The organism is Shewanella sp. DNRA4, from assembly GCF_012843185.1.
In the GTDB taxonomy this organism is placed as follows: domain Bacteria; phylum Pseudomonadota; class Gammaproteobacteria; order Enterobacterales; family Shewanellaceae; genus Shewanella; species Shewanella xiamenensis.
This window is the reverse complement of sequence record NZ_JABAIP010000008.1, coordinates 23,523-40,901: the sequence shown is the minus strand read 5'-3', so window position 1 is coordinate 40,901 and position 17,379 is coordinate 23,523. Positions and strand designations below refer to the sequence as shown.

At 45.6% G+C, this 17,379-nt stretch carries 14 protein-coding genes; 3 read left to right on the top strand and 11 right to left on the bottom strand.

Annotation, left to right across the window (positions count from 1 at the left end; genetic code table 11):
- The first annotated feature begins 116 nt into the window (after positions 1-116).
- From HG547_RS10055 to rfbC, 3 genes are all read left to right on the top strand, one after another.
- Positions 117-1,478 (top strand): GAF domain-containing sensor histidine kinase, encoded by a 1,362-nt coding sequence (locus HG547_RS10055; RefSeq protein ID WP_169547770.1) that lies wholly within the window; start codon positions 117-119, stop codon positions 1,476-1,478.
- 142 nt (positions 1,479-1,620) lie between these two features.
- Positions 1,621-2,511 carry a glucose-1-phosphate thymidylyltransferase RfbA gene (rfbA, locus tag HG547_RS10050; RefSeq protein ID WP_037420491.1) on the top strand — a complete coding sequence of 297 codons (891 nt, stop codon included), beginning with the start codon at positions 1,621-1,623 and terminating at the stop codon, positions 2,509-2,511.
- Positions 2,498-3,040, top strand: coding sequence for a dTDP-4-dehydrorhamnose 3,5-epimerase (gene rfbC, locus HG547_RS10045; protein WP_169547769.1), 543 nt, complete (start codon positions 2,498-2,500; stop codon positions 3,038-3,040). Before rfbA ends, rfbC begins: the two co-directional genes overlap by 14 nt.
- Before the next feature lie 19 nt (positions 3,041-3,059).
- On the opposite strand, the gene HG547_RS10040 is transcribed toward rfbC, so the two are convergent.
- The 11 genes from HG547_RS10040 to HG547_RS09990 form a co-directional block, all read right to left on the bottom strand.
- Positions 3,060-5,438 (bottom strand): YjbH domain-containing protein, encoded by a 2,379-nt coding sequence (locus HG547_RS10040; protein WP_169547768.1) that lies wholly within the window; start codon positions 5,436-5,438, stop codon positions 3,060-3,062.
- Positions 5,438-6,223, bottom strand: a complete 786-nt coding sequence (locus tag HG547_RS10035; RefSeq protein WP_169547767.1) for a capsule biosynthesis GfcC family protein — start codon at positions 6,221-6,223, stop codon at positions 5,438-5,440. The genes HG547_RS10040 and HG547_RS10035 overlap by 1 nt, the downstream gene beginning before the upstream one ends.
- A 10-nt stretch (positions 6,224-6,233) precedes the next feature.
- Positions 6,234-6,944 (bottom strand): YjbF family lipoprotein, encoded by a 711-nt coding sequence (locus HG547_RS10030; RefSeq protein WP_169547766.1) that lies wholly within the window; start codon positions 6,942-6,944, stop codon positions 6,234-6,236.
- A gap of 149 nt (positions 6,945-7,093) precedes the next feature.
- Positions 7,094-7,333: a hypothetical protein gene (locus HG547_RS10025; protein WP_169547765.1), complete on the bottom strand. Its 240-nt coding sequence runs from the start codon at positions 7,331-7,333 to the stop codon at positions 7,094-7,096.
- A 268-nt stretch (positions 7,334-7,601) separates the two neighbouring features.
- Positions 7,602-8,726, bottom strand: coding sequence for a patatin-like phospholipase family protein (locus tag HG547_RS10020; RefSeq protein WP_169547764.1), 1,125 nt, complete (start codon positions 8,724-8,726; stop codon positions 7,602-7,604).
- Positions 8,727-9,004: 278 nt separating this feature from the next.
- Positions 9,005-10,717 (bottom strand): proline--tRNA ligase, encoded by a 1,713-nt coding sequence (locus HG547_RS10015; RefSeq protein WP_037428285.1) that lies wholly within the window; start codon positions 10,715-10,717, stop codon positions 9,005-9,007.
- 197 nt (positions 10,718-10,914) lie between these two features.
- A complete protein-coding gene (locus HG547_RS10010) occupies positions 10,915-11,544 on the bottom strand; it encodes an acyltransferase (RefSeq protein ID WP_169547763.1) in 630 nt (209 codons plus the stop codon).
- Complete coding sequence (gene tsaA, locus HG547_RS10005) at positions 11,545-12,279, bottom strand: tRNA (N6-threonylcarbamoyladenosine(37)-N6)-methyltransferase TrmO (protein ID WP_169547762.1); 735 nt, start codon at positions 12,277-12,279, stop codon at positions 11,545-11,547.
- Between the two features lie 98 nt (positions 12,280-12,377).
- Complete coding sequence (gene rcsF / locus HG547_RS10000) at positions 12,378-12,758, bottom strand: Rcs stress response system protein RcsF (protein WP_169547761.1); 381 nt, start codon at positions 12,756-12,758, stop codon at positions 12,378-12,380.
- A 77-nt stretch (positions 12,759-12,835) separates the two neighbouring features.
- Positions 12,836-14,125 carry an amidohydrolase gene (locus HG547_RS09995; protein WP_169547760.1) on the bottom strand — a complete coding sequence of 430 codons (1,290 nt, stop codon included), beginning with the start codon at positions 14,123-14,125 and terminating at the stop codon, positions 12,836-12,838.
- Entirely contained in the window at positions 14,125-17,199 is a 3,075-nt protein-coding gene (locus HG547_RS09990; protein ID WP_169547759.1) for an amidohydrolase family protein, read from the bottom strand. Before HG547_RS09990 ends, HG547_RS09995 begins: the two co-directional genes overlap by 1 nt.
- Positions 17,200-17,379: the final 180 nt, after the last annotated feature.

Below are 17,379 nucleotides of genomic sequence, written 5' to 3'. Positions count from 1 at the left end.
TATACTAAAGACTATCACTTTAAGGTTAGTACTTAAGACTCTTGCATAAGCATTGGCCACTGAAGCTATTGTCAGATTTCAATGTCTGGTGAAGCCACGCGGAGAACTCCATCATTATGACGCGGATGTTAGATAGGATTTTATTTGACGTGAGTCGCTCTTCAATTATTGATGGTGGCGATTTAGCTGAGGCATCGCAACTCATTGTTGCTTCAGTGTGCCAAGGCTTAAACATCAGCCGTGCCAGTATTTGGTTATGGACTGAAGATCATCAAAGTATGCACTGCTTTTACCTGCTCGATAATATGCAAAGACAAGAAGCCTTTGTCTTAACGCGTGCTGATTATCCTTATTATTTCAGTTTATTAGATAATGAAAGAGCGATAGTGGCTAATCAGGCTCAAACCGATAGAGCTACCCATGAGTTTGTAAAGGTTTACTTAGTGCCTAATGGTATTACCTCCATATTAGATAGCCCTATCCGTCATCGCGGTAAGATGGTGGGAATTATTTGTTCTGAACATCAAGGTGAGCCAAGAGAATGGACCCGCGATGAAAAAGCCTTTGCTTCCGCCTTGGCCGATTTATTTGGTCGTGCAATGAGTGCAAGGGAAATTTTAGATTATCAGCAGCAATTAAAAGCCATTAATGCGGATTTGGAAGCGCAAGTTGAATTAAGAACTCAAGAATTGGAAACCGCCTTGGCGGATTTACGTTCGACACAACATCATTTGATTGAAAATGAGAAAATGGCAGCGTTAGGAAGTTTAGTGGCAGGGGTTGCCCATGAGGTCAATACGCCTTTGGGGATTGCTGTGACCTCAGTAACTCATTGTTTAGATGAGGTCGCATTGTTAAAAAGTACATTTGAGCAAAATGAACTCGACGAAGATAAGTTTTTAAACTTTATCAATACGATGCAAGATGGTTTGGGACTGATAGAGCGAAATTTGGCGCGAGCAGCGGAGTTAGTCCACAACTTTAAGCGGACCGCAGCGGATCAGTCGGTACTTGAACGTGAGCGATTTAATTTAAAGGCTTATCTTTTCCAGATTTTTAGCTCATTAAGGCCATTAATGCGTAAGAAGAATATCACCTTAACCGTTGACCTTGATGACCAAATTTTCATCGAGTCTTACCCTGGGGCAATAGCACAAATTTTTACCAATCTAGTTGCCAATAGCTTTCGGCATGGGTTTCCTGACAATTTTGCTGGTGATAAACAAATTACTATCCGAGTTGAACAGCAAGGCGCGAACGTTTGCATGAGTTATCAAGATAATGGTGTCGGCATGACTGATGAGGTCAAGATGAAAGCCTTTGAGCCTTTTTTTACCACCGCTCGCAAAGATGGCGGCACAGGCTTAGGAATGTCAATTATCTACAATTTGGTTACCCAAAAGCTCCATGGCAGTATTATTCTGACCTCTTCGCCTAACCAAGGCGTAAAAGTCGAAATACAACTTCCTGAGAAATAAAGCGGAATCTAAAACCTAGAACCTATAAGTCGCATAGCAACGTTCTGCTTTTTCTCGTAAGCCATTGGCCGCGCTGCGCTTAGCTTGTATTTATATGCTACTATCTGTGCCTTAATTCAATCCACTAATCCTCGATATATCAATGAGAAAAGGCATTCTATTGGCGGGTGGTACAGGCTCTCGCCTTTATCCGATGACGCAGGTTGTGTGTAAGCAATTATTGCCTATCTACGATAAGCCAATGATCTATTACCCATTGGTGACTCTGATGCAGACGGGCATTAGAGACATTTTGATTATTTGTACTCCTAATGATTTGCCACTTTTTAAGGCATTACTGGGTAATGGTCAGCGTTGGGGGATCCAGCTTGAATATGCTGTACAGCCTTCACCAAGGGGATTAGCTGAGGCCCTTATCATCGCTGAACCCTTTCTTGCTGGCCACTCCTGTGCGTTAATTCTTGGCGATAACTTATTTTATGGCCAGCAACTTAACACCAACTTACAAAAGGCGACCCAGTTAGCCGTTGGCGCCACCGTATTTGGCTATCATGTGGCGAATCCTAATGCTTATGGCGTCGTTGAGTTTGATGCTAATGGCAAAGCCATTTCCATCGAAGAGAAACCGCGCGCAGCCCGCTCTTCCTATGCCATTCCCGGTTTATATTTCTTTGATCATAGAGCCAGTCAACTGGCTAAAACGGTTGCTCCCTCTGCGCGAGGTGAGCTAGAAATTGTGGATGTGATCAATCAGTATCTGCTGCTTGGGGAGTTGCAGGTTGAAATCATGGGGCGGGGGACCGCTTGGCTGGATACTGGCACGCCCGATGCGATGGCTGAAGCGACCCAATTTATTGCCGCTATTGAGAAACGACAGGGCTTGAAAGTGAATTGCCCGGAGGAAGTGGCATTCCATTGTGGCTGGATTAATGCCTCGCAGCTAGCTGCCTTAGCTCAACCTTTACTTAAAAGTGGCTACGGTGAGTATCTTTTAGGCTTATTAAATAAACAGGTGTTTAATGAAGTGCGTTGAAACCGAGCTGGCTGAAGTACTTATCTTTGAACCTAAGGTATTTGGCGATGAGCGAGGCTTTTTTATGGAAACCTTTCGGCAAGCATATTTTACTGAGTGCTTGCTGAGTCGCGGATTTGAAGCGCCAGCGTTAGTGCAAGATAACTATAGTCGCTCGCAGCAGCATGTATTGCGTGGATTGCATTACCAGCAACAATATCCGCAGGGCAAATTAGTCCGAGTGTGTGCTGGCAGTATTTTTGATGTTGCCGTCGATATTCGGCCACAATCCGCGACCTATGGCAAATGGGTTGGCAGGATTCTTTCTGCAGATAACCATTTGCAAATGTGGATCCCCCCTGGTTTTGCCCACGGGTTTTATGTGTTAAGTGAGTATGCTGATGTGTTATATCGTTGTAGCGATTATTATGCGCCGGATGATGAGTATGTACTTGCTTGGAATTGTGCCGAGTTTGCGATTGAGTGGCCACTGTTAAACAACACACCCATTCTTTCCGCAAGAGATGCCCATGCCGCCGTTAGCGTCTAAACGCTAACGGCGGTTTCGGTTATTTTACAGGCTTATTTTCAGTGCTGGAGCGAGTGAACCAAGGATCTCTTGCATCCATTACGTCATAAAGGCTGTACTTGCGCCCTAATGTTTGGCCACCATCGCGAGTAAGAGGCATCCAACTGATTGTCGCCCGACTATGGGTTGATTTAATGGTCATTAAATCAAATGGTACTGACACGTAGAAGCCTTTGGTAAAGCTACCCTCACCATATTCTTCTGCCGACAGGTTGGTTTTAGTCGCAAAGGCGCCCACAATCACACCACTATCGAATTGTTTCGAGAAATCTATGGTCACACCTTTATCTTCGGCTAGATATTGGCCAGCACTTATCCTGAGCAAGGTATTGGGGAACCAATCGGGTTGGTAATAGACTGAAGCATGCCCAGTTACACTGCCCGTTTGTACTCGATAGAAGCGGTTAATGAGCGGGTCAAATTGATTTTCTTCCGCAAAGAAGCCGAACATGCTATCAGGATCGCGCTGCTTAACGTAATTCACATCAACACCAAAAGCCCATTGGCTGTTTAGAGGACGGTAAAGAACCTCGCCACCCATACCGCCATACATCATTTCTAAATAGCCACCATAGGCTTGGTAAGAAATATTATCGGTTAAATTATCCATCCAAGTCAGTTGCAGGTTATTCACTCTAACCGGATTATCATGAATATACTGGCGAACAAGGGTGCGAACCCGTTTTAAGTCAGTACCATCGGGCGGTACATCATATAAAAATTTATCAAAGTTATCGTATAGGTTGAGATAAAGGGAGCTAGAAAACTCAAAATTATCGGTAAAGCGGTAACTTGCACTACCCGTCATGCCAATACTAAACATATAAAATCCTTCTGAACTGCCAAAGGATTGGGACATGGTGGGGGAAACATCAAAGCTAAACTTATCTAGCCAATCCTTATCAGTAGTATTGACCAGTTGTCCCTGCGGTAAGCTGGGAACACTGACAACACTGGCATCGGTGACTTTGGCATTGAGATAGCTATAGTTTGCTACTTGAGCAAATTTCTGTGCATCGATACGGGTTTCTGTTATCGGTTGGCTATAACGAGTTTCTATTAATCGGTACTCTTTAATACGAGTTACATCTGTATTGTTGGCAAGAATGGTGGCCGCTCGTTGATGTGCTTCATTTCTATCGCGGAATTTGGTTTGTTCACCGACGACAGTAATGCTGTCATTATCCAGATAAATTTTGGCGTTTGCGTAACCTGCGATGGTTTGTAAGTCTTGAGCGACCTTGTTCCAATTCACTTGGCTTTCCGCCATCGTCTGATTAGGCGTGTTTACTGGTTCTAGATTGACTACTTCAGCACTTTGCACTTTCGAATCGTGAGTCACGGAAGTATTAGCACCCACAGTCGCTTGTTCGACTGTTGGTGTGTTTATCGGTGCGGAGGATTCTGTTTGCGTAAGGGTTAATGGCGCAGCCGGAAGCGGCTTATATTTAGCGGCAGCAGGATCGGTTTTAATCTGCGATAAGGTATTAAAATTAGTTTGTAGACTAAAGCCAAGCGTCCAAGTATTACCGCGCTCATAACTTAAATGCAGATCGCCCCAATCGCCAAACCGATAGAGTAGTCCATAGTTAAATTTACTGTCCTGAGGCATTGGAATGCTGCCACGTACGACGGGGAAATCCGATTGATAGTCGTTACCGTCGTACTCCACTTTTAAGCGAAGAGGCTCCCATGTGGTTTGATATTCAACGCCGCCAAAAAGGGCTGCACAACCTTTAAACCAACGTTGGTAATCGACCGTACCACCTTTACCACCATAGGAGGTATCTCTATCGCAGTTGTAATTAAGATCTTTTTTATCTGAGGTGAGATTACCGCTATTGCCAATATAGCCCCAGCCTATGCCGAGGGTAAAATCCACTGGGCCGACTCGTTTCGTTGCGGCAATAAACTCACCATCAAATAAGCCTGTACCACCAAAGTCTCGCACCCCAATAGAGGTTTCGGGCAGCCAATTACTTTCTTCCAGTAAGCGAACCTTAAAATCGATGCCTTTATCTGTGTATTTAGTATTACCGCTAAAGCTTGGGTCGTTACTGTAAAGTAGGTCTTGTACTAGGGTGTAGCGAATGGTGGTTTCAAACCACGGAAATAGCGCTACTGAAGCACTAAAGTGCTGATAATCATCGTTATAAGTGGTTTTAAAGTTAAATTCACCTTCAGGCGCCATACGGCCTGTAGGCATTTGCATTAAACCAACGCCACCAAAATCTGATTGTGAAGGCAATAGTGTCGGATAAGAAAATTCATCGGCGCTAACATGTAATAAAGGTAGCAGTGCTAATGACAGCGCAGATAAACGCCCGAACGTATGCAAAGTGGGAGTCGACTTTTTCATTACAGAGCCCGATTCTTGAGTAATTCAATAATGTTGTTATTTAATTTTGCATGGTCAGCAAACAGCTCTGAAAACTCAACAAAGAGAATCGCACCTGGGGCGATATCCTGAGCTTGATAATTCCAATAGGCGATAGGCTGTTTTATTGCATTACCATCGGGTTGAATAATCCATACAAAGCTATTTTCGGCGTTATTGAGTAAACCCGCATGCTTTAGGTAATCTTTACTGCTGGCCCGCGATTGCCATGGTTGTTCACCCGTTTGCGCGACCGCGCCAACGACTGTGACCGTAGTTGGTCGAGGTGGTAGCACCAGTAAAAAATCACCATCGATAACCGGATTATAAGCGTCGGTAATCCGGACTAAGTCGAGATCTAACGGCTGATTAACTCGCTGGCCAAGTTTGATGGTGCGTAAAAACTGAGCAAGCTTGCTCAGTTTTGCAATGTAGTTACCATTATCGATTTGCTCACCCATCGTAGCCAATTGTTGCAATACTTGCTGACGAGTGGCCTCTAATGCTGCAGTATTTTTTATATCTAAAAGTGCCGCACCTAGCCAATAAATTGCCACAGCCTCATTTTTTGTTGGCTGATTATAAAGAGGAAGCTGGGTTAACCCATCCTGAACGGCTTGTCCAACTCGAATGGCTGAGGGATAGGTAATGTGTAGCTGCGGCGTGTTAGACGCAGTGGTACTGACAGCAAGTTGGGTATTGGCTTCTACAGCGGGTAAAAACAGTGAACCTACTAGCAGTGCCAACGGGGTGATGTAAGATCTCATTATGGCTCCACTAAGCAGCAAAAGGCTTCAGTAAGGTGATATCAATAAACGGCAGATTGGGCGCAATTTTCTGATGGCTTTTAATAACGTTGCCTGTTTGTGGATCTAGCCAAAACTCATTTTGATATTGGATATTGAGTGCATCCACAGAGACGTTTTCACTAAAATGCAAAGCTTGTGTGGGAGCGCCATTGATTAGAATATTTTCGTCACCAATCAATTTAAATTCTGATGTTGCTCGGTAGCCATAATGATAACCAGGTTGCCAATCGAGGGTGCGAGTCCAGGTTTTAGGGGTATTGCTTAAATGCAATCCTAATAACAGTGGATCTGGCTCATCACTTTCAACAGCACTTAGGTTACCTGCAAGCAGATTATGGGTTTTGACTAAGCGGCCGTTAACCGTAATCAACATGCCTTTATCTGCTGATAACCACTTAAGTTCGAGTGCTTCGGGCGAGTTTTTTACTGAAGATAGGCTGATTTTAGGCTCTGCAAAGGCTAAAACCACAAATGCCTGAGCCGTATCTTCAAGTTTCACATAGATGCTGGCATATGGATTTGATGATACTTGCTCAGGGGAGAGAACAACATCGTCACTCCCAAAAAAGGCGAGTTTTGCGGTATCGTTTAATGCGCTAATTCGTTGACTGCAGCCCGATAGCCCTACGATAACTGCCGAAATGGCAATAATGGGGAAAATTCTTTTATATATACGCATCCGAGTTGCTTATTCTCAATAATAGTAGGTAACCAATGTAAATATATGATGTCGTGATTTCAAGCTTTCGCTATTTTGCTTTAGACGATTAAAAGCCCCAAAAAAAACAACCGCCAAAAGGCGGTTATTTACACACACTAACCAATCAATTAGTTAGAGTTAGTGGTGGTATTTGTATTTGTGGTGGTGATTGGGTTGCCATCTGAGCCATTTGCAGCAACTAAAACACCAGTTACAACTGCACCAGCTGCAATACTACCAGCAACGATAGTACCTGTTGCGCCACCCGTACCAGTACCACCAGTAGTTGTACCAGTTGTGTTAGCGTTAGCAGTAACTGAACCTAACATTGAAATAGCAGCGATAAGTGCTAATGAAGTTTTTTTCATCGTGATTCCCTTTTAGAAAAAATTAACCTAATTTTTAGCTAATCTAGTACAGCATGATAGGTGATTCAACTTAAATGATCAATGTTAAATCTATTCTATCATTCAGACTTTAGACTGATTTACAGCTTAGCTGCTACTGAATAATCCTTAATTTTGAATGAGTTTCGCACATTGTGGTTAAGGAATTATGTCATCGTTTAATTTATAACACGGCAAGATGCGGGCTTCAATTCGATTTTACTCAGCCTTTTTATTGTGAGTCATCGCATTAGGCTAAATTGAAAAATGCTTTCAATTCGTCAAGGTGCGCCATACCGTCTTGATAACCTAAATCGATCAATGCGCTGGTATAGGATTTTTCAAACAAGAGATAAGACACAATACTGGAGTCAGACTGCCTATCGATACCAAAAAATCCCAGTAAGGTTTTAATTGCCCAGGGCATATCGTCATAGAAGCGGGCGGCGATTTTACTTAAATCTTCGCTGGGTTTTATCACTAAGGTTTTTATGGGGTGTAATGCTAGTTGCGCACGGCTTTCTTCTGGAATAAGGGAAAGCGTATGATTTATGCGCTCTAGGCGCTCTAAATCGCTATTTAAGGTATCAGAAAAGATAGTATCCAGCAGATGACCCGCGATGGTCGCTGTCTTCGGATGATATTCTAGCTCCATCGGAAAATGCTTATGGGGACTGTCTAGGTTTATTACTAATAGCTTATTAGCCCCCAAATGGATTGGACTTGAAAGCGGCGCGAGCTGGTGGACTGAGCCGTCACCATAATAAGCTTGATTAAGTTTAATTGACGGGAACACCATGGGAATGGCTGAGCTTGCCAACAAGTGCTCGGTATTTAACATGCGCCGCTCCCCGCTGCGTCTGGCGCGGGTCCAGTTTTCAATATCCCGTGCCGCTTGAAAAAACGTCACCGAACGCGAGTTGTTATAGCAGGAGGTATCGACACTCAGAGCGGTTAATGCTCCGTTGCGGATATTGCGATCAATTCTTTTAAAATCAATAAGCTCATTCAATAAATGCCGTAAAGGCTCATTATCAAGCAGGCTGCCTGCATCAGTATTGACCTTATCATCCTGTAGACCTTTTAGGGCCATTTTTGATAGGTGCTTTAACACGCCAGGAAGGGAAGCTCGGTAAACTTTTCTGGTTTCAAAATGGCGCCATACCCACTCGAGCTTTTTGACTCCCAGATGAAAACATGACGCATGGGTGGCAATTGACGTGCCATTAATTGCACCTGCTGAGGTACCACAAATGATTTTAAAGGGGATGCTATGGTTGCGCGGATAAAGCTGGACCAGTGCTTTAAGCACTCCCACTTGATAGGCTGCTCGTGCGCCACCGCCACCGAGAACTAATGCTGTTGATGTTGGCAATCTTAATACTCAACGACTTGTTATTATGATTTTATTAAAGCAATGCCTTGTCTAAAAAAGCAAGTCTGAGCAGTTATCTTAATGACATTTCTTTAGTTTTTGATGAGAAGAGGCAAAGGCAAAGGCAAAGGCAAGCACTTGAGAGCTTGTTTGCCATCAACAGACGGGAAATAAAAAACGCACTTAAGTTAAACCTAAGTGCGTTGCTGTATTGAGAGGTTAATGGTAAGCCATTAACTCACACTGTCGAATGTGTATTCAGCGCCAAAAGACAGTGCTTAAGCTTGCAGATTCTTTAAGAAATCGACGATTTGGTCGAATGGCACGTCTTGTTTTTCACCGGTGCGGCGGTTTTTGTATTCAAATACACCCGCGTCGATATTGCGATCACCAATCACCACAGTGTGAGGAATACCAATGAGCTCCATATCGGCGAACATCACGCCTGGACGCTCTTTACGGTCATCCAACAGGACATCGATACCCGCAGCACTTAAGTCTTTGTATAACTGCTCGGCGATATCAGTGACGCGGTGCGACTTGTGCATATTCATTGGCAGAATGCCCACACTAAATGGTGCAATCGCTTCTGGCCATACAATGCCACGGTCATCAAAGTTTTGCTCAATCGCAGCAGCCACGATACGGCTCACGCCAACACCGTAACAACCCATCAGCAGCACCTGTGATTTACCGTTCTCATCGAGAACAGTCGCATTCATCGATTTAGAATAGTTAGTGCCGAGTTGGAAGATATGACCCACTTCGATACCTCGAGCCATGGCATAGGTACCTAAACCATCCGGTGTTGGCTCGCCTTCAACCACATTACGGATATCGGCCGCTTGTGCCAGTGGCAGATCGCGCTCCCAGTTGATACCAAAGTAGTGTTTATCATCCACGTTTGCGCCGGCAGCAAAATCGCTCATCACGCTAACACTGTGGTCGATGATGATAGGCATATTCAGGCCGACAGGGCCTAATGAGCCTGGACCTGCGCCAATGGCGTCACGGATCAGGGCTTCTGGGGCAAATTCTAATGGTGATGCCACTAAATCTAATTTATCTGCCTTGATTTCATTTAGCTCGTGGTCACCACGTACAATCAGCGCAACCAGTGGCGCCGCTTCAGTCGCACCCTTAACAATCAAGGTTTTCACTGTTTTAGTGATATCTAAACCGAATTGCTCAACTAACTCAGCAATGGTTTTCGCATTGGGGGTATCGACTAAACGTAATGCTTCAGTCGCCGCGCCGCGCGTTTCGGTTGGCATTGGCGATTCGGCTTTCTCGATGTTAGCGGCATAATCGCTACCAGTAGAGTAGGCGATTAAGTCTTCACCGCTTTGCGCCAGTACGTGGAACTCGTGTGACATGCTGCCACCGATAGAACCCGTGTCCGCTAAAACCGGACGGAAGGCTAAGCCCATACGCGACAGAATGTTGCTATAGGCTTGATACATCGCCTCATAGGTTTCATTCATGGTATCCACATCAAGATGGAAAGAATAAGCATCTTTCATCAGGAACTCGCGAGAACGCATCACGCCAAAACGTGGGCGAACTTCGTCGCGGAATTTAGTTTGAATTTGATAAAGATTCAGCGGTAATTGTTTGTAAGAGCTGACTTCTTTACGGATTAAGTCGGTGATCACTTCTTCGTGGGTTGGTCCCAGAACGAAGTCACGGCTATGACGGTCTTTAAAACGCAGTAGTTCAGGACCAAACTTGTCCCAGCGACCCGTTTCTACCCATAAATCAGCCGGTTGCACCATAGGCATTAGGATTTCAATCGCGCCCGCTTTGTTCATTTCTTCACGAACAATCGCTTCGACTTTACGCAATACACGCAGGCCCGTGGGCAGATAGCTGTATAGGCCTGAAGCGTTACGGCGGATCATACCCGCACGTAGCATTAATTGATGGCTGATGACTTCTGCATTCGCAGGTGTTTCTTTTTGAGTAGAAAGTAGGTATTTGCTAACGCGCATTACCGATGTCCAAATTTGAGTTGAATGGGCGCCATTTTATCACCTGCTTTGATGATGTCACCTATGGATTTAGGTTAAATTCAACTAGCTGGGAGACAAATAGCATTTTTGATGCTGGATAACGGATAAAGAAAGATAAGCGCTGCGCCGCTAGGGTGCGACTTCGTCATTGCTCGTATCTAGATTCTCGTCGCTGCTTACTTATTTCGCCGATCGCCAATCACCCGTGCAGGATTACCGGCGACGATGGCCCATGCGGGGACATCTTTAGTGACAATACAGCCCATGCCAATCACCGCATGGTCGCCAATGGTGACACCATCAACTATCCCGGCCTGAGCGCCAATCCACACATCTTTACCTATCACGACGCCTTTAGAGTGGGAGGCTTGTTGATAAATGGGCGTATCGGGCGCCATGCCATGATTAAAGGCGTAGATTGTCACATGGTTAGCAATGCGAGTTTGATCGCCAATTTGAATCCCCACTCGACCGCCATCGAAGGAGCAGCCATGATTGATGGCGACTTCGTTACCAAGGGTGATAGGGCCATGTAAAAAACATTCGGCGGCAATCATGCAATGATTACCTATCTTGATATCGCGATTGGGCTCGGCAAATAATTGTGCCTCGGGGGCGATAAAACAGTTATCACCAATGGTGACGGTTTCGAGGGCGCAAAGGTTGGCTTGCACTTCATCCTGCCAAGGTTTGGCCCAGGCTAAATGTTTTTCTTTTAACGAGAAATACAGCCAAGGCATCCAAGACAAACGCTTTTTGTGTTGGCTTTGATAATCAGGCAATGCGGTTGTGTTTAGCGTCTGCATTTAGCCGCATTTCCCCGGTTTGAGTTCGAGCACTTGAATGTATTCCCGATCTTCCTCATCAACCGCCATCCGCCAAAAGATATCTAAATCATATAAAGCAATTTGATATAACTTTGGGTCATCCTTAGCTTTTTTGTACGCTGGACGAGGGTCTTGCCCGAGCACGCCGCGGATAAGCACGGCTAAATCCGTATAGGCTTCTTGTTTGCTGTAGGTGTTTATTTGTTCATCGGCAAGTTCACTAAACTCAACGCTAATCAGTTTCGGTGCCTCTTGGGCCATGCCGCCAACGGCACCTTCAATCGAATCTGAAAAGGGGATATAGGGCTTAATATCGATAATCGGTGTGCCATCAACCAGATCCATGCCTGAAATCTCAAGACACACTTTGCCTTTGCGTTGCACCACCCCATGGAGTTTGACCACGGATTGGCCAATGCCATTTGGGCGAAAAGTGGAGCGAGTGGCAAATACGCCGAGTTTTTCATTGCCGCCTAAACGCGGTGGGCGAACTGTGGTTTTCCAGCCTTGGGCGAGATTTTCATGGAAACAAAATAGCAACCAAAGGTGGGAATATTGCTCGATACCGCGCACCGCATCGAGATGATTAACATGGCTTTCCAACTCAACATAACCGCGTGCTTCCACCAAACCTGGCTGTCTTGGAATGCCAAATTTTTGTTTATAGGGGGTACGGCAGGTGGCCACAGCGGTAATTTGGTTAGTAAATGTCATGCAAAAAACACCTAAAGGAAGGAGCAACAACCCAAACTCAGATGGCTTAGGTTGTAAAGTACAACAAGAATGGCGTGCAGTATAATACACGCGATGAACTAGTCGGCGGTGGCCATTTTAATCGCTTGACCGACACATAACGCGCGGCTGATACAGCCTTGCGCAGCTTCTTCCATCATCACGCATTGTTTGATGATGATACCGTTAGCACCTTTATCAGCCGCAGCGCGGCGGGCTTCGGTTCTCGCTTCGCTTAAGGATGCTGGCATGCCATTTACATCCGCTTGGCAAGATTCTCCTTGCACTAAGCCTTTCAATTCGTAGTGGCCTTTAGGCAAACTATCACCTTCAAATAGCGTAACATCGCCTGCCTTGAAGTAGTCACTAATCGCCTCACCGTCTAAATTGCTATTAAAACTGTAGTCGCTGGCACAGGCGCTAAGCAGGAGGACTAATGCACTTGAGAGGATGATTTTCATGGTTTGACCTGAGATTAAGGGTAAAGAAGCGCAGTCCCATGGACTGCGCGGTGCTGTGCGATTTATCTCAGTAAATTCTATCGCTTAAGATACTTTTGATAAAGCTGCTGGTGGCGATTATTCAGATCTATTTGTCTTCCTTCAATCCAGATCGCATCAATTTTGTTACTCATGGGGTCGAGGATATCTCCGTCACTCAGCACAACGCTGCCCTGATAGCCTACTTCGATAGCGCCTAAATCGTTAATCCCTAACAGCTTTGCAGCATCTAACGTGACAGATTTCAACGCTTGCTCTGCCGTAACGCCATAAGCCGCGCTGTAACCTGCGGCATAGGGTAGGTTACGACTGTTCCAATCCGATGAAAAGCCAAGCGCATAGGGAATGCCTGCGCTCGCAAGTAACGACGGGATTTTAAACGGTAAATCTACCGATTCATCTGTACGTTTAGGTAGGCTTAGGGTGTGCGGGTAAATCACACTGGCATTCACTTCCCTTAAACTTGAAGCTAATCGCCACGCATCATAACCGCCGACAATGACCAATTTAAATTGATATTTTTTAGTCAGGGCAATTACTTGCTCGATTTGGTTAACACTGTCTGCGTGGGCAAATAGCGTTGCTTTACCTTGATACAGTGGCAACATGGCCTGCCAACGCAGATTAGGCTTGTGGTCGGCATCCGGTGTATTTTGGCTCAAAAAGTAGCGGTAACCATCTTCAAAGGCAGTGATGAGTTGATTGATCGCCTGCTGATTTTTTTCAATCGCTTTGGCTTTTCCTTTTTCATCCTCTGGCATGCGTTTTATCTGTGGCCAGTAAACATGAAATTGGCCTTCACTGGGGTGCAATGCATCTTCAATGGTCCACGCATCGAGATCGACGACCACCGATTGGCCTGCGAGTCCGTCACCACTAGGGACAATTTGTGCGTGAGTGATGCCATTATAGCGAATGGTTGGCAGCAGCTCCGAATCCGGGTTGTAAGCCGTTGCTGCACTAATTTGCGGGTTAAAGTCACCGACTTCAGCGTTATCTACGGTCGGGCGAACCATCTCGATTTCCACTAAGCCAAGACTGGTATCCAGTGCAATAAGGCCTGGATATAAATGTTTACCCGTAGCATCGATGATCTGCATCTGGCCATCAGCCTCATTGGCGCTTAACTGTGGCCCTAGTGCGCTGATTTTACCGTTTTCAATCAACACATCGGTATTGGTTAAAACCCCTTGGCTGACCGTATGCACAGTGGCGTTTTTAATCAACACACCGTGAGTTTGTTTAGGCGTAGGGATGAGATTATGTGCCTGCACGGACAAGGTGATGGCCAGTGTCGACAGCAGCAAGGTCGTGGGTAAGTGCTTCATTATTTTGCTCCCTGATGATGTTGGCCCCAAGCCTGATAATGGGTATCGCAGTGCCATTGTGGCTCGTTAAGCGGTGTAACTTTTTCACCCGCCTTAGCGTTATCATCACTACTGAGAATTTTTTGGATAAGAGCGGCACGCTCAGCCACCACTTGCTGCTGGGCAAGCTGGTCTTGGTCGCGATCGAAGTAGCGTTTGCCTTCAACCCAAGCCTGGGTCACTTTGGCATAAATCGACAGCGGCTCGGCGTTCCAAAGCACAATATCGGCCATTTTGCCTGGGGTGAGTGAGCCAACATACTCATCGACTCTGAGCTGTTTCGCTGGGTTGATGGTCACCATATTCCAGGCATCTTCCTTTGACATACCGCAATACATCATTGACTTAGCTGCTTCTTGGTTGAGTCTGCGCTGCATTTCGTAGTCATCGGAATTGACACTCGTCAGCACACCTTGTTTTTGCATTAGGCACGCATTTTGCGGGATCGCATCATAGACTTCGAATTTATAGGCCCACCAATCGGCAAAGGTCGAGGCGCCCGCACCATGGGCAGCCAGTTCACTGGCAACCTTGTAACCTTCAAGCACATGGGTAAAGGTTTGCACTTTAAAGTGGTAGGCTTCGGCTAAGCGCAGGAACATTAAGATTTCCGACTGTACATAAGAGTGAATATGCACATCGCGCTGTTGCTTAAGCACTTCGGCCACCGCCTGCAGGCGATAACTTGGGCGTGGTGAGAGGGTTTTCTTCTTCTCACTGCTGCGTAAATCATCATAATCCTTCAGTGCATTCTCATAGGCGAGTGCTGCATCGAAGGTTTCTTCAAATAAGGCTTTTACCCCCATGCGCGTCTGCGGGAAGCGCTGCACAAACTTTTCGCCCCAGTTACTCTGTTTGACGTTTTCGCCAAGGGCGAATTTGATACTGGCAGGGGCATTGGCAAACTTTAGCTGTTCTGCGCTTTCTCCCCACTTCATTTTTATTAACTGGGATTGGCCACCAATAGGATTAGCGCTGCCATGGAGTAATTGTGCGCTAGTCACACCGCCCGCGAGTGCGCGATAGATGGAGACATCTTCAGGATTAATCACATCGCCAATCCGCACTTCAGAGGTGACTGCGTCGGTGCCTTCGTTGGTGCCACCGTTGATGGCAATATGGGAATGCTCATCGACAATCCCTGCTGTTAAGTGCTTGCCCGTTGCATCGAGGACTTGATATCCAGAAGGCGTGTTGAGTTGCTGGCCGATTTTTTCAATCTTGCCATTGGCCATTAGCAGATCCGCATGTTCCAAGATACCTTGTTTATCTGAGGTCCACAGGGTGGCATTTTTAATATGGAGTTTCTCTGCTTTGGGCGCCTCACTTAAACCATAGGCGACGTTAGGGTAGGTAAGTTGACTGACTAAGGTTTGCGTTGCATCGGCTTTAGGCGTGTTTACTTGCTCCGTCTTTGGGGGAGGTGTAAGGGTAATACCAGCAACATTGATGCTACGACTTTGGGCGTCTACCATCCGGCCTTGAATGCCGTCTTTGGCAAACCAGAGGGTAAAACGGCTGATCCCATGAATGCCTGCATCAGTTAAATTGGCGTTAAAGCTGACGCGGCCGTCGTCTTCAAGCTTGAGGTTGGTGAGTGGAATACTCTTCTCGCCACTGCTCAGATTTCCTTGCAAAGTGGTTTTTCCTGCTTTGTCTGCTTCTTCAAGGCTCAAATCTAAAGTTAAATTATTCAACGTCAGCTGATAGTCACCCAACATCTTGGCTTGTGAAAGTGAGCGGATGGCTTGTTCTTGTCCCTGTAGCCAGACACTGTAAATCTGTCCGTCTTTAAAAATATTGCCCTTAGTAATGACAAAGTCCGCCATATAGCCCGGGGCAAGTTTACCGGTCAAGTCAGCGGTTCCTGCCATTTCAGCAGCTTGAGTGGTGAGGGCCGCGAGGGCTTTATCTTCGCTGAGTCCTTGCGCAATCGCTTGACGAAGGCGTGGCCAAAACGCCTCTGTCTTAATGCCAAATTGGGTAAACGCAAAGGGGATACCTGCATTTGCTACTGCGGCAGGGTTTGTGGGCGCGCGCTCCCATTGTCTGAGTTCTGCAAGGGAGACTTCGCGATCGGCATCATCGGTACCCACATCGGGTGCTTGTGGGTAATTAAGAGGAAGAATTAAAGGATAATTCAGAGCCTTTAATTCGTTGATCCGAGCATATTCTTGGCCACTTGCGAGTAAGTTGGCGGGCTGCTTATGTTCTTTGAGTAGGTTCGCTGCACGCAACAAATCGTTCAGATTTTTTGTTTCAAATACGATTGGTTTCTCGGCTAAGTTATCTAAACGTTCGAAGGCAATATTAAATTCAATTTGAGGTGTAGCTGAACTATTAACCGATTTGTGCTTATTTTGGTTATACCAGTTAGCATCAGCAAAGGTCTGTCTGATAAGCGCGATGCTACCCATGAGGGAATTGGGGTAGTCTTGTTCTGACGTACCTTTATCGAAGGCCATAAAAGGTTGGCTGCGTGCGCGATAAATTACCTCATTGGCAGTTTTGTCCGCGAGTGAAAGACTGACACCCGTGCCTCGGAAAATACCATCGAGTTTACTACTTTGTACACTGGTAAAGCCGTTATTGATCCAATCTCGTGCGCGTTCTTTATTGGGGTAAATGTAATTAAACCATTCTTTTTCAGCGTGAATTGCACCATTTTCAGCATTCCCGCCAATACGCTTAATATCATATACCGGACGAGTGAGCTGCAATTTGGGATATTCAAACTCGATAGCATAATCGGTAAAAGGATCGATAAAGCCGGGATAAATAGTATAACCACTGAGATCGACTTTTAGTGCCGCCGCGGGGATATCACCTTGGTCAATAATGGCTTTGATCCGATTGTTTTCAACTAATAATGTGGCATTTGAGAGTCGTTTCCCCGGTGCAAGAATTAATTCTGCATTGGTCAATGCAGTTAACTTATTGACGGGAGTGATGGGATTGGCCTCGGCAAAAATGGGTTGAGATACAAAACTACTTATTATGCCGCAGCTTATTATTATCTTATTGTTTATCTGCATTTTTTATTCACTTAGACGGAGGGTGAATAAAGAGTAACCTAAAGTAGATGTAAATACTAAAGATGAATTGTAACGCAATTTAAGCATTTACTTGAATGACAATGGGCTGGGTGGGATAGGCATAAAAAAGCTCGCAGGGCGCGAGCTTTTTTATGTTACTCAATGATAATAGCGAATGGC